The following is a 14,163-nucleotide window of genomic DNA, read 5'->3' as shown; positions in this document are numbered from 1 at the left end:
GTCTGCATGCTCATCACATCAGTGGCGATCAATCCGTCCGTAGCGCAGCCAGCAAGGCGCGCAGCCTGTCGACGACACGCTCGTCCACATCCGGCAAAACGGCAGCGTCCGATATTCTGGACGTCGGGCACAGCATCCGCTTTATGGCGTCTCCTTTCACTATAGAACTCTTTCCCTCCCAAAGCCCGTGCCGCACTCAGCGTCATGCTTGTGATTCTGCACGTTTGCAAAGTGCACGGGAAATGCAACGCCAGCGTCAAGGGCAGGTAAGCTCCTCTTTCATTGTCTATGCGCGGTGCCAGGCGTAAGCCGGCACTGCGCGAGCAAGCCCCCTTTAACGCGACGCCGCAAGCGTCAAAATTGCCTGACATCGCGTCAGGAGACTCAGCCCAGAGGCATTTATGAGTAACAACCTCGACCAGCTCACCGATTGGTTGAAAGACCGCAAGATCACAGAAGTCGAATGCATGATCGGCGACTTGACCGGTATTACCCGGGGCAAGATTTCGCCGACCAACAAGTTCATCGCCGAGAAAGGCATGCGTCTGCCGGAGAGCGTGCTGCTGCAGACCGTGACCGGCGACTACGTCGAAGACGACATCTATTACGAACTGCTCGACCCGGCCGACATTGACATGATCTGCCGTCCCGACCAGAACGCCGTGTATCTGGTGCCGTGGGCCATCGAACCGACCGCGCAGGTGATCCACGACACCTACGACAAGCAAGGCAACCCGATCGAGCTGTCGCCGCGCAACGTCCTCAAGAAAGTCTTGAAGCTTTATGCCGACAAGGGCTGGCAGCCAATCGTGGCGCCGGAAATGGAGTTCTACCTGACCAAACGCAGCGACGACCCCGACTATCCGTTGCAGCCGCCGATCGGCCGCTCGGGCCGTCCGGAAATCGGCCGGCAGTCGTTCTCCATTGAAGCGGCCAACGAATTCGACCCGCTGTTCGAAGACGTCTACGACTGGTGCGAATTGCAGGAGCTGGACCTCGACACGCTGATCCACGAAGACGGCACCGCGCAGATGGAAATCAACTTCCGTCACGGTGACGCCCTGTCGCTGGCCGATCAGATTCTGGTGTTCAAGCGCACCATGCGCGAAGCCGCGCTCAAGCACGACGTGGCAGCGACATTCATGGCCAAGCCGATGACCGGCGAGCCGGGCAGCGCCATGCACCTGCACCAGAGCATCATCGACATTCAGACCGGCAAGAACGTCTTCTCCAACGAAGACGGGACCATGAGCCAGTTGTTCCTGCACCACATCGGTGGTCTGCAAAAATTGATCCCCGAGCTGTTGCCGCTGTTCGCACCGAACGTCAACTCGTTCCGCCGCTTCCTCCCGGATACTTCGGCACCGGTGAACGTCGAGTGGGGTGAAGAAAACCGCACCGTCGGCCTGCGCGTACCGGATGCCGGCCCGCAGAACCGCCGCGTGGAAAACCGCCTGCCGGGCGCCGACGCCAACCCGTACCTGGCGATCGCCGCGAGCCTGCTCTGCGGCTACATCGGCATGGTCGAGGGCTTGAATCCGAGCGCGCCTGTGGTCGGCCGTGGATACGAGCGCCGCAACCTGCGCCTGCCGCTGACCATCGAGGACGCGCTGGAGCGTATGGAAAACAGCGCGACCATCGAGAAGTACCTCGGCAAGACCTTCATTACCGGCTACGTCGCGGTCAAGCGGGCCGAGCATGAAAACTTCAAGCGCGTGATCAGTTCCTGGGAGCGTGAGTACCTGCTCTTCGCCGTCTGATACGCCGGGCGCGGCGGCCAGCCGTCGCGCCTTCACCGATAACAAGGAGAATTGGCATGACCAGCAACAACCCGCAAACCCGTGAGTGGCAAGCGCTGAGCAGCGATCACCACCTGGCCCCGTTCAGCGACTTCAAGCAACTGAAAGAGAAGGGCCCGCGGATCATCACCAACGCCAAGGGCGTTTATCTGTGGGACAGCGAAGGCAACAAGATCCTCGACGGCATGGCTGGCCTCTGGTGCGTGGCGATCGGTTACGGTCGCGATGAGCTGGCCGATGCCGCCGCCAAACAGATGCGCGAACTGCCGTACTACAACCTGTTCTTCCAGACCGCACACCCGCCGGCACTGGAACTGGCCAAGTCGATTGCCGACGTGGCGCCAGAAGGCATGAACCACGTGTTCTTCACTGGCTCCGGCTCCGAAGGCAACGACACCATGTTGCGCATGGTCCGCCACTACTGGGCGATCAAAGGCCAGCCGAACAAGAAAGTCATCATCAGCCGCAAGAACGGTTACCACGGTTCTACCGTGGCCGGCGCCAGCCTCGGCGGCATGACTTATATGCACGAGCAGGGCGACCTGCCGATTCCGGGCATTGTCCACATCGCCCAGCCGTACTGGTTCGCCGAAGGCGGTGACATGTCGCCGGAAGAGTTCGGCATCTGGGCGGCCAATCAGCTCGAAGAAAAGATTCTCGAGGTCGGCGTCGACAACGTCGGTGCCTTTATTGCCGAGCCGATCCAGGGTGCCGGCGGCGTGATCATTCCGCCTGATACCTACTGGCCGCGCATCAAGGAAATCCTCGCCAAGTACGACATCCTCTTTGTTGCCGACGAAGTGATCTGCGGCTTCGGCCGTACCGGTGAGTGGTTCGGTAGCGATTTCTACGACCTCAAGCCGCACATGATGACCATCGCCAAGGGCCTGACCTCCGGCTACATCCCGATGGGCGGGTTGATCGTGCGTGATTCGGTGGTGGCCGTGCTCAATGAAGGCGGCGATTTCAACCATGGCTTCACTTACTCCGGCCACCCGGTGGCAGCCGCTGTGGGCCTGGAAAACATCCGCATCCTGCGCGACGAAAAAATTATCGAGAACGCCCACAACGAAACGGCACCGTATTTGCAGAAACGTCTGCGCGAGCTGAACGATCACCCGTTGGTGGGTGAAGTTCGCGGCGTCGGTCTGCTGGGGGCGATCGAGCTGGTGCAGGACAAGGCCACGCGCAAGCGTTACGAAGGCAAGGGTGTGGGCATGATCTGCCGGCAGTTCTGCTTCGACAACGGCCTAATCATGCGCGCAGTCGGCGACACCATGATCATCGCGCCGCCGCTGGTGATCAGCAAAGCGGAGATCGATGAGCTGGTTACAAAGGCACGCAAGTGTCTGGACCTGACCCTCGGTGCGCTACAGGCCTAGGTGCTAGGCTTTGGGCGGGGGAGCTGCGGCGCACTCGCTCAAAGCTGTCAGAAAGGCTGGTCTTTTGTTGAAAGACCGCCTCGGATCTTGCCAGACTAGCCGCGGTTCCAGTTGTCCGGGTTCGGCCGCTGAACAAAGTGGTTCAAAAAAGAAAAATTTGGAGCATGACGCATGAAGGCATTAGGTAAAAAGCTAGCTGGCAAGACTCTGCTCGCGCTGTCCATGGCGGGCATGATGGCGGGTGCGGTGCACGCGGACGACAAGGTACTGCACGTCTACAACTGGTCCGACTACATCGCGCCGGACACCGTGGCCAACTTCGAAAAAGCCACCGGGATCAAAGTCGTCTACGACGTCTTCGACAGTAACGAAACCCTGGAAGCCAAGCTGCTGGCCGGCAAGTCCGGTTACGACATCGTGGTGCCTTCCAACAATTTCCTCGCCAAGCAGATCAAGGCCGGCGTTTACCAGGAGCTGGACAAGTCCAAGCTGCCGAACTGGAAAAACCTCGACGAAGATCTGCTCAAGGCCGTTGGCGATGCCAGCGACCAGGGCAACAAACACGCCTTCCCGTACATGTGGGGCTCGATCGGCATCGGCTACAACCCGGCCAAGGTCAAGGCTGCGCTGGGCATCGACAAGATCGATTCGTGGGACGTGGTGTTCAAGCCTGAAAACATCGAGAAACTCAAAAGCTGCGGTGTGAGCTTCCTCGATGCCCCGACCGAAATGATTCCGGCGGCATTGCACTATCTGGGCAAGCCGACCAACAGCAAGGACAAGGCTGACCTGAAAGCCGCCGAAGACCTGTTCCTGAAGATCCGTCCTTCGGTCGCCTACTTCCATTCGTCCAAGTACATCTCCGACCTGGCCAACGGCAACATCTGCGTCGCCGTCGGTTACTCGGGTGACCTGGAGCAATCCAAGACCCGCGCTCAGGAAGCCGGTGACAAGGTCAAGCTGGCCTACACCATTCCAAAAGAAGGCGCCGGTACTTTCTACGACATGGTCGCCATTCCCAAGGATGCCGAAAACGTCGAAGCCGCCTACAAGTTCATGAACTACCTGCTGGAGCCGCAAGTGATGGCCGGCATCACTAACGCCGTGCGTTTCCCGAACGGCAACAAGGCGGCGACGCCTATGGTGGACAAGGACATCACCAGCGACCCGAGCATCTACCCGTCGGCTGAAGTGAAGAAGCAGCTCTATGCGATCAGCGATCTGGACGCTGCAACGCTGCGTCTGATCACGCGCAGCTGGACCAAGATCAAATCGGGCAAATAAGCCGGTTTGTCGCCACAACCACTGGCCGTCGTCGTCGCGACGGCGGCCAGCGGATAATTAAATGACAGAAAGTTTTGCTGGATCGGTTTTTCGAGGGTAAGTTGCGCGCCGGTTTTGTTGTCGGGCAGCCATGGCTGTCATGCAGCGCGGGGCAACTTGGGCCCAATCAATTTAGAGGACCTCCACTTGCCTGTATTTTCTTCTTTGCGCAAAGCCCTGCTGGTCGCTGCCGGCCTGACAATCGCTGTCGGAACCCAGGCCGCCGGTACGGTGCATATTTATAACTGGTCCGATTACATCGGCGAATCGACCCTGGCCGACTTCGAGAAAGAGACCGGGATCAAACCGGTCTACGACGTTTTCGACTCCAACGAAACCCTGGAAGGCAAGCTGCTCGCCGGGCGTACCGGTTACGACGTGGTCGTGCCCTCGAACCACTTCCTTGGCAAGCAGATCAAGGCGGGCGCGTTCCAGAAGCTCGACAAGGCGCAACTGCCCAATTATTCCAACCTCGACCCGGTGCTGCTCAAGCGCCTGGAGCAGAACGATCCCGGCAACCTCTACGCCGTGCCGTATCTGTGGGGCACCAACGGCATCGGCTACAACGTCGACAAGGTCAAGGCCGTGCTCGGTATCGACAAGATCGATTCCTGGGCCGTGCTGTTCGAGCCGGAAAACATCAAGAAGCTGCACAGCTGCGGCGTTGCGTTCCTCGATTCGGCTGATGAAATGATGCCGACGATGCTCAATTACCTGGGCCTGAACGCCAACAGCACCAACACCAAGGACTACGAAAAGGCCACCGCCAAGTTGCTCGCGGTGCGTCCATACGTGACCTATTTCCACTCGTCGAAGTACATCGGTGATCTGGCCAACGGCGACATCTGCGTGGCCATCGGTTTCTCCGGCGACATCTTCCAGGCGAAGAACCGTGCCGAGGAAGCCAAGAAGGGCGTCAACATCGCCTATTCGATCCCGAAAGAGGGCGGTGCGCTGTGGTTCGACATGCTGGCGATCCCCAAGGATTCGTCCAACGTCAAGGAAGCCCACGCCTTCATCAACTATTTGCTGAAACCTGAGGTGATCGCCCAGGTCAGTGATTACGTCGGTTACGCCAACCCCAACCCGGGTTCGGACAAGCTGATGGAACAATCCATTCGCACCGATGAAGCGGTTTACCCACCGCAAGCAGTCCTCGACAAGACCTACGTGTCGACCGAGTTGCCAGCCAATATTCAGCGTTTGATGACCCGTAGCTGGACCAAGGTCAAGTCGGGCAAATAACGCACAAACTATCCAGGGTTCGTCTTGCGGGGCGAACTGCTGCTTCTGTTGGGAGTTTCGTAAATGGCAGTTGCCTCCGGCGCCTACAAGAAAGCCCTCGAGGGCGACCAGACACCAAAACAGGTGCTGGTCAAAATCGACCGGGTCACGAAGAAGTTCGACGAGACGATTGCCGTGGACGACGTGTCCCTGGAAATCAAGAAGGGCGAAATTTTTGCTCTGCTCGGCGGTTCGGGATCGGGCAAATCCACCTTGCTACGGATGCTTGCAGGCTTCGAACGGCCCACGGAAGGGCGGATTTTCCTCGACGGCGTCGACATCACCGACATGCCGCCGTACGACCGTCCGATCAACATGATGTTTCAGTCCTACGCACTGTTCCCGCACATGACCGTGGCGCAGAACATTGCCTTCGGCCTGCAGCAGGACAAGATTCCCAAGGCTGAAATCGACGCCCGCGTGGCCGAGATGCTCAAGCTGGTGCAGATGAGCCAGTACGCCAAGCGCAAGCCGCATCAACTGTCCGGCGGTCAGCGTCAGCGCGTGGCCCTGGCCCGCTCGCTGGCCAAGCGCCCGAAGCTGTTGCTGCTCGACGAACCGATGGGTGCACTGGACAAGAAACTGCGTTCGCAGATGCAGCTGGAACTGGTGGAAATCATCGAGCGCGTCGGCGTGACCTGCGTGATGGTGACCCACGACCAGGAAGAGGCCATGACCATGGCCGAGCGCATCGCGATCATGCACCTGGGTTGGATCGCGCAGATTGGTAGCCCGATCGACATCTACGAAACCCCGACCAGCCGTCTGGTCTGCGAATTCATCGGCAACGTCAACATCTTCGAAGGCGAAGTGATCGACGACGCCGAAGGCCACGCGACCATCACCTGCAAGGACCTCGACCGGCAGATCTACGTCGGCCACGGCATCAGCACCTCGGTGCAGGACAAGTCGGTCACCTACGCGATTCGCCCGGAAAAACTGCTGGTCACCGCCGACATGCCGACCTGCGAGTACAACTGGTCGAGCGGCAAGGTCCACGACATCGCTTATCTGGGCGGGCACTCGGTGTTCTACGTCGAATTGCCAAGCGGCAAACTGGTGCAGTCGTTCGTCGCCAACGCCGAACGTCGCGGCGCGCGTCCGACCTGGGGCGATCAGGTCTACGTGTGGTGGGAAGACGATAGCGGCGTGGTACTTCGCTCATGAACATGCGCAAATTCAAACGCCGCATAAACCGAATCATCCCCAATGGCCGGCAGATGGTCATCGGGGTGCCGTTCATCTGGCTGTTCCTGTTCTTCATGCTGCCGTTCTTCATCGTCCTGAAGATCAGCTTCGCCGAAGCCGACGTGGCGATCCCGCCGTACACCGAGATCTACACCTACGCCGAGCAGAAGCTGCAAGTGCTGCTGAACCTGGGCAACTACGCGTTGCTGGGTGACGACGAGCTGTACATCGCTGCCTATCTCGGCTCGCTGAAAATGGCCTTTATCAGCACCTTGCTCTGCCTGCTGATCGGCTATCCGATGGCCTACGCCATCGCCAGCGCGCGCAAGGAGCTGCAAACGGTACTGGTGCTGCTGATCATGATGCCGACCTGGACCGCGATCCTGATCCGCGTGTACGCGTGGATGGGCATCCTCAGCAACAACGGCCTGCTCAACGGTTTCCTGATGAGCATGGGCCTGATCGACGAGCCGCTGCAGATTCTCAATACCAACCTGGCGGTGTACATCGGGATTGTCTATTCGTACCTGCCGTTCATGATCCTGCCGCTCTACGCCAACCTGGTCAAACACGATCAGAGTCTGCTGGAAGCTGCGTCTGATCTGGGTTCGAGCACCTTCAACAGCTTCTGGAAAATCACCATTCCGCTGTCCAAGAACGGGATCATTGCCGGCTGCATGCTGGTGTTCATTCCGGTGGTCGGCGAGTTCGTGATCCCGGAACTGCTGGGCGGCCCGGAAACCTTGATGATCGGTAAAGTGCTGTGGCAAGAATTCTTCAACAACCGCGACTGGCCGGTGGCGTCCGCGCTGGCGGTGGTGATGCTGGCGATCCTGATTGTGCCGATCATTCTGTTCAACCGCAGTCAGGCCAAGGAAATGGAGGGTAAAGAATGAAGCGCTTCCGTTTCTCCAGCCTGATGCTGGTACTGGGTCTGCTGTTCATCTATCTGCCGATGCTGATCCTGGTGATCTACTCGTTCAACGCCTCGAAACTGGTGACGGTATGGGGCGGCTGGTCGATCAAGTGGTACGTCGGCCTGCTCGACAACTCGCAACTGATGGGCTCGGTGCTGCGCTCGCTGGAAATCGCCTGCTACACCGCGGTTGCTGCGGTGGCACTGGGTACCCTGGCAGCGTTCGTGCTGACCCGTATCACCCACTTCAAGGGCCGCACGCTGTTCGGCGGCCTGGTGACTGCGCCACTGGTGATGCCGGAAGTGATCACCGGTCTGTCGCTGTTGCTGCTGTTCGTGGCCATGGCGCAGATGATCGGCTGGCCGCAGGAACGCGGCATCGTCACCATCTGGATTGCGCACACTACGTTCTGCGCGGCGTATGTGGCGGTGGTGGTGTCGGCGCGCTTGCGTGAGCTGGACCTGTCGATCGAAGAGGCGGCGATGGACCTGGGCGCGCGGCCGTGGAAGGTGTTCTTCCTGATCACCATCCCGATGATCGCGCCGTCGCTGGCGGCGGGCGGCATGATGTCGTTCGCGCTGTCGCTGGATGACTTGGTGCTGGCGAGCTTCGTGTCCGGCCCGGGTTCGACGACCCTGCCGATGGAAGTGTTCTCGGCGGTGCGCCTGGGTGTGAAGCCGGAAATCAACGCCGTGGCCAGCCTGATTCTGCTGGCCGTGTCGCTGGTGACCTTCCTCGTCTGGTTCTTCAGCCGCCGCGCCGAAGAAGCCCGCAAGAAAGCCATCCAGCAAGCCATCGAAGAAAGCGCGGCTGATTCGTGGAAGCAACCGGACGCACGCCGCGCGCCTGCGCCACAGACTGTGTGAGCCGGCGGGTTGGTTTCATTCCCGAGGCCAACCCAAATCAAAATGTGGGAGCGGGCTTTTGTGGTGAGGGGATTTATCCCCGATGGACTGCGCAGCAGGCCTTTTTTTTGGGGGTCGCTTCGCAACCCAACGGGGATAAATCCCCTCGCCACAGGGCCCAGTTCCAAATCTGGTTTTAAGCAGTCCAGGGAGACTGGCGGATGACCTCGACGAAATTCATCGGTTTGAACCCCGGCTCCTGATCCACCAGCACATCGGTCTTCACATTGCCAAACGTGGTCTGCGGTCGATGACGCAAGCCGTCGGCAAACGCGCAGATGATGCACTCCTTGAAACCCTCCCCACGCGGATGCGCATGCACCACGGCTTCGCGCTGCACGCTGCTGAACGCCGCGTAGTCCATGCCCAGCACGTCCATCTCCACCCCGGCCGTCACCAGCGCGACGGTCGGGCGCAGATGCCTGGGTACGCCCGGCGTGGTGTGCAATGCGATCGACAGCCAGACTTGCTCGATATCGTCGTCGCTCAGCCCGTACGGTGTGAGAAAGGCTGCGGCGGCATTTGCGCCGTCCACTTCAAAGCGCTCGTCATCGCTGCGATGACCTGCGACCAGACCAAGGTCGTGGAACATCGCGCCGACATACAGCAGCTCCGGGTTATAGGCCAATTGCTGGCGCTCGCCGCTCAGGGCACCGAACAGAAACACCCGGCGCGAGTGGTGATAAAGCAGTTCGGATTCGATGTCGCGGATGTATTCGGTGGTGGCCCGGGCGAGGGCGCTGTCAGGGATCTTGATGCCGGCGATGGTGCTGGTCATAACGGTTTCCTCGTCGAAAACGCCGTCGTGGCGCTGCTGGAGAAAGTCTGTTCCCCGCGCGCCAAGCGAACAATCGAGTCATGGCTGCGATCCTTGCCATTGCGCCTGCAAATCGTGCCAAGCTCACTTGTCGGGTGTGGGCTGGCCAGGGTTAGCTCGATCAACCAGTTGGACATGGCCCATGTGGGAGCGAGCCTGCTCGCGAAAGCGGTTTCTCATTCGACAGCTATGTTGCGTGTGTTGGCCTCTTCGCGAGCAAGCTCGCTCCCACGGGTTTGTGTGTTTGCCAAAGGATCGAGGACGTTTGAGTCATGAACAAATCCGTCGCCATTGTGGTGTTCCCCGGCGTGCAGTCACTGGACGTCAGCGGCCCGATGGACGTGTTCGCCGAAGCCAACCGCTTTCTTGCGCCGCAGGATCACTATCGCTTGCAAGTGATCGGCGTCGAGCATGGACCGATGGCCTGTTCCAACGGCATGAGCCTGAATGCCCACTGCCACTTTAGCGAAGCAAAGGATAGCCCTGACCTGTTGCTGGTCGCCGGTGGCCCGCAGTTGCCGTTCATGGATTTTGGCCCCACGTTCGATGCCTGGCTGCGTGAAGCCTGTGGCCGCGCCCGGCGTTTCGGCTCGATCTGCAATGGCGCGTTCATGCTCGCCCGCGCCGGTTTGCTCGAGGGGCGCACTGTCACCACGCACTGGAACGATGCCGAGGCGTTGGCGCAGTTGTGCCCGACCACGCGGGTCGAAGCGGATCGCCTGTATGTCGAGGACGCCACGCTCTACACTTCGGCCGGGGTCACGGCGGGCATCGATCTGTCGCTGTACCTGCTGGCGCGCGACCACGGTGCCGAGGTCGCGCTGAGTGTGGCGAAACGGCTGGTGGTGTTCACCCAGCGCTCGGGCGGGCAATCGCAGTTCAGCCCGTTCCTCACGCCGCATGCCGAGCCGACGTCAGCGGTGGCGCTGGTGCAGTTGTATGTGCTGGCCAATCTCACTGGTGATCTGACGATCGCCGATCTGGCCAATGCGGCGAACATGAGTGCGCGCAATTTCTCGCGGGTGTTTGCGCGGGAAGCGAAAGTGACCCCGGCGGAGTTTGTCGAACGGGCGCGGGTGGATGCGGCGCGGGTCATGCTGGAAAGCACCACGGCGCCGCTGAAGACCGTGGCCTATCAGTGCGGGTTTCGTGATGCGCAGCATATGCGCAGTGTGTTCAACCGCAGATTAGGCGTGACGCCGCAGCAGTTTCGGATGAATTTTGCGCTGAATGTTTGATCCGGGCTTGAGCTCGAAAGCCCTCACCCCAGCCCTCTCCCAGAGGGAGAGGGAGCCGACTGCAGTGTCTGGCGTGTTACATCGACCTGAAAGACCTTATCGATTATGGATTCGGCGCCAATCTTTCACGTCGGCGTTTCTCATGAATATCCCCCAATCGGTCCCCTCTCCCTCTGGGAGAGGGCTAGGGTGAGGGGCTGTTCAGGGCTTGCGCGCAGGCAGCAGCTTCAACGTACTGCGCGTATTCGCCAGCACCTCTTCCTCGCTGAAATGCGCCTGCACATAAATCCCCTCCACATACGCCTCGGCCTGGTCGTCATAGTGACTGTCCAAACGCACGCCACTCTGGCCGACCGGGTTGATCGTCAGGCCATGCACCGGATCGGCGAAATCCACCAGACGTCGCGTCGACGGTCCATAGGTCACCGGCCATGGCGCCGGGCCGATCTTCGCCGAGAGGTTGTTCGGCACTTCGTGGCTGCCCGGCGCTGCGAACGGGCCGACGTTGAACAGGCGATCCAGCGGCTTCTGCTGCCCCAGTGGATGGCCGTGGGTGAGGGTGTGCGCCGCGCCCCACTGCCAACCGGCCACGTTATCGCCGAGGGTCAGTTTCAGATGCGCCATGCTTGCCGCCCACGCCGTGCGCACGACATCGGCGCGGGTTTCTTTGGCTGGCGTGCTGCGATTGTCCCACCACGGTGAATCCGCCTTGGCCGCCAGGCGTGGCAGCGCCGAATCGATCACCCTCGTCGACAGCAGTGTCTCGAAGAAGTCATTGCCCAACTCATCGCGCATCGCCGCATCGGCAAGGTCGTAGAGGAACTGGTTGAACAGCGTCGCGCTGATCGAGTTCAGCGGATAGTCGCCAGGCCACTGCGCCAGTTGCTCGACCAGTTTGAGCTGCGCCGGATCACTGACCACCTCACGCAACACCGGCAACAGCGGCGCCAACAGACGCGGGCCGTAACCGGTCGCCGTGCCCAGTTGCAGTTGCTGGTTGGCCTCGTTGCTCCACTTCACCCGGTTGTCGCTGAGCTGACGGTCAAGCTGCTGACCACGATCGGCAAGGTTGTAGTAACCGGGGATCTCCATGCCGGTCGGCGACACGGGCTGGAAGTTGGCCGAGACGATATAGCCGCGCGCCGGATTCTCTTCCTGCGGGTTGGCGCTGAACGGGTAATAGCCTTCCTTGTCCGCCTCAGGCGTGCTGCCGTCGAGGATGAAGCCCGGTTTCACCCCGGCCGGACGTTTGGGCAGCAGGGCCGAGGCCCACCAGGCGATATCGCCTTTGGCGTTGGCGTACACCAGATTCAGGCCCGGCGCCTGCACCTTGGCCGCTGCCGCGCGGGCCTTGGCCAACGTGTCGGCGCGGTTGAGCTGGTAGAAACCGTCGAGGATCGGGTTGGGTGTTTCGAGGAACGCCCACCACATCGCAATCGGGATCTTGCCGGCAGCGCTGCCAAGAGCATCGTTGACGATTGGCCCGTGCGGGGACTGGCGCAAGGTGAGGGTCACCGGCGCCTGCCCCTTCACATTGATCTGTTGTTCGCTGACGAGCATCTCGGTCCACTGACCGCGATACCAGACTTGATTGGGGTTGTCCGGGTTGACCTTCTCGGCGATCAGGTCGAGATCGTCGTTCTGGAACATTGTCAGGCTCCAGCCGAAATCGAGGTTGTGTCCCAGAAACGCGAACGGCACCAGTGCCTGATGATGGCCGTACAACTCGAAACCCGGCGCCGACAGCTGCGCCTCGTACCACACCGACGGCACCGAAAAGCGGATATGCGGATCGCCGGCCAGCAACGGCTTGCCACTCTGGCTGCGGCTGCCGGCAATCACCCAGGCGTTGCTGCCTTCAAACTGCGGCAGGCCGTTGTCGAGCAGCGCCTGTTCGCTGAGGCGGGCGAGGGCGGTGAGGTCCTGCCAGTCGCCGGCGGCGAGGGCCGGTGCGTGGCGGGTGTGATCGGTGGCCAGAACGCCTTTGGCCTGCCAGTCCAGATCGAAGACATTGAGGTAATCGGCGCCGAGCTGATCGCGCACATAGGTCAGCAGCGGCTCGGTGCGGAACGCGGCGGCAAAGCTGTAGGCCATGTAACCGGCGACGCTGATGCTGTCTTCGGCAGTGAACGGCCGCTTGGGGATGCCCAGCACGTCGAACTCGATCGGCGCGGCGTGGCTGCTCTGATATTGGTTGATGCCGTCCAGATAGGCTTGCAGGCCCTTCCACGCCGGCGACTGCTTGTCGAGGCTGGCGACGTAACTGGCCGCACGCTCGCGGATGCGCAGGCTGCGGAACAGTTTGTCGGTGTCGAGCAGTTTCGGCCCGAGCACTTCGGCCAGCTCGCCCCTGGCGAGGCGGCGCATGGCTTCCATCTGGAACAGACGATCCTGCGCGTGCACATAACCGAGGGCGCGATAGAGGTCGGTTTCATTCTCGGCGCGGATATGCGGCACACCGCGCTCGTCGTAGCGCACGGTCACTGAGCCTTGCAGGTTGCGCAACTCGACCTGGCCCTGGCGCGTCGGCTGCTTGCTGTAGATATACCCGCCGGCGGCGCCGAGCAGGACAACGATGAGCAAGGCAACGACGATCAACGCACGCTTCATGGTGACTCCTTGTGCAGGCGGGAAGGCCGCCCGTCGGGCTGCAAACATTTAGCACAGAGCATCTGTGCGGTGCAGCGCTGTCCTTGAAAAGTCCGGAATGCCTTACTTCGCGTCCGCCGGCCACGGGCAATAACAACCCACTGCCAGCGTATGCGTGGCATTGACCGGGCGATCTTCCGTCAGCGCATGCAGAATCGGTTCGATAAAGCTGTTGCTGGAGTTGCAGGTCAAACCTTCGCTGTACGGGCCGAAGTAGGCGAGTTTGCCGCTACGATCCCAGATCGCCACGGCGGGGCTGGCGGGGATCTGTTCGGCGCCGGGCAGGACGATGATGGTTTTCAGGCTGGCGAGGGTGGCGGGCAACTGGCCGTGGCTGCCGGGCTTTTGCACGGCGAAGAACTCCACGCCGCGAGGACCGAACTGTTCGACCATCTCGCTCAGGTGCTGTTGATTACCGACGTTGCACGGGCAGGCCGGGTCCCAGAAGTGCACCAGGCGGATATTGCCCGGCCCGGCGAGGTTGTCCGGCAGGCGCAGCGGGTCACCGGAAAATACCGCCGTATGTTCGCTGAACGCGCGCAGATAGCGGCCCTGAAACCAGTCATACGCCGCCCACAGCACCCCGGCGCAGATCAGCGCGAGCAGGCTGGCGAACAGTGCGGTGCGGTAGGGCGAACGCATGATTTCGGAATCTGAAAAG

The 14,163-nt window shown here is 60.8% G+C and carries 11 protein-coding genes; 8 read left to right on the top strand and 3 right to left on the bottom strand.

Translation table 11 applies throughout. The features are described 5' to 3' along the window. Window positions 1–401 precede the first annotated feature (401 nt). The 7 genes from OK411_RS26730 to OK411_RS26700 all read left to right on the top strand — a co-directional run bounded on the left by OK411_RS26730 (window position 402) and on the right by OK411_RS26700 (window position 8,759). Window positions 402–1,760 carry a glutamine synthetase family protein gene (locus OK411_RS26730; RefSeq protein WP_016772658.1) on the top strand — a complete coding sequence of 453 codons (1,359 nt, stop codon included), beginning with the start codon at window positions 402–404 and terminating at the stop codon, window positions 1,758–1,760. Window positions 1,761–1,816: 56 nt separating this feature from the next. Next, the gene (locus OK411_RS26725; protein WP_071172173.1) at window positions 1,817–3,181 is read left to right on the top strand and encodes an aspartate aminotransferase family protein; all 1,365 of its coding nucleotides are present in this window, start codon (window positions 1,817–1,819) and stop codon (window positions 3,179–3,181) included. 171 nt (window positions 3,182–3,352) lie between these two features. Next, complete coding sequence (locus OK411_RS26720) at window positions 3,353–4,465, top strand: polyamine ABC transporter substrate-binding protein (RefSeq protein ID WP_123441777.1); 1,113 nt, start codon at window positions 3,353–3,355, stop codon at window positions 4,463–4,465. Between the two features lie 186 nt (window positions 4,466–4,651). Further along, window positions 4,652–5,749 (top strand): polyamine ABC transporter substrate-binding protein, encoded by a 1,098-nt coding sequence (locus OK411_RS26715; protein ID WP_319636921.1) that lies wholly within the window; start codon window positions 4,652–4,654, stop codon window positions 5,747–5,749. Window positions 5,750–5,812: 63 nt separating this feature from the next. Continuing rightward, the gene (locus tag OK411_RS26710; protein ID WP_016772662.1) at window positions 5,813–6,955 is read left to right on the top strand and encodes an ABC transporter ATP-binding protein; all 1,143 of its coding nucleotides are present in this window, start codon (window positions 5,813–5,815) and stop codon (window positions 6,953–6,955) included. Between the two features lie 35 nt (window positions 6,956–6,990). Further along, window positions 6,991–7,872 carry an ABC transporter permease subunit gene (locus OK411_RS26705; protein WP_177318487.1) on the top strand — a complete coding sequence of 294 codons (882 nt, stop codon included), beginning with the start codon at window positions 6,991–6,993 and terminating at the stop codon, window positions 7,870–7,872. Beyond that, window positions 7,869–8,759: an ABC transporter permease subunit gene (locus OK411_RS26700; RefSeq protein ID WP_024014718.1), complete on the top strand. Its 891-nt coding sequence runs from the start codon at window positions 7,869–7,871 to the stop codon at window positions 8,757–8,759. The genes OK411_RS26705 and OK411_RS26700 overlap by 4 nt, the downstream gene beginning before the upstream one ends. Window positions 8,760–8,934: 175 nt before the next feature. On the opposite strand, the gene OK411_RS26695 is transcribed toward OK411_RS26700, so the two are convergent. Continuing rightward, complete coding sequence (locus tag OK411_RS26695) at window positions 8,935–9,576, bottom strand: HD domain-containing protein (protein WP_130889101.1); 642 nt, start codon at window positions 9,574–9,576, stop codon at window positions 8,935–8,937. 311 nt (window positions 9,577–9,887) lie between these two features. Here OK411_RS26695 and OK411_RS26690 point away from each other — a divergent pair, with 311 nt between their 5' ends. Beyond that, entirely contained in the window at window positions 9,888–10,853 is a 966-nt protein-coding gene (locus OK411_RS26690) for a GlxA family transcriptional regulator (protein WP_136493144.1), read from the top strand. Window positions 10,854–11,054: 201 nt separating this feature from the next. Here the strand turns inward: OK411_RS26690 and OK411_RS26685 are convergent, their stop codons facing one another. Both OK411_RS26685 and OK411_RS26680 read right to left on the bottom strand, forming a co-directional pair. Further along, the gene (locus tag OK411_RS26685) at window positions 11,055–13,463 is read right to left on the bottom strand and encodes a penicillin acylase family protein (RefSeq protein ID WP_136493143.1); all 2,409 of its coding nucleotides are present in this window, start codon (window positions 13,461–13,463) and stop codon (window positions 11,055–11,057) included. Between the two features lie 102 nt (window positions 13,464–13,565). Next, complete coding sequence (locus OK411_RS26680) at window positions 13,566–14,144, bottom strand: DUF6436 domain-containing protein (RefSeq protein WP_024014714.1); 579 nt, start codon at window positions 14,142–14,144, stop codon at window positions 13,566–13,568. Window positions 14,145–14,163: the final 19 nt, after the last annotated feature.

This window comes from Pseudomonas sp. RG1, assembly GCF_025910115.1.
Taxonomy (GTDB): domain Bacteria; phylum Pseudomonadota; class Gammaproteobacteria; order Pseudomonadales; family Pseudomonadaceae; genus Aquipseudomonas; species Aquipseudomonas atacamensis.
This window is presented reverse-complemented; position numbering and strand designations above follow the sequence as displayed.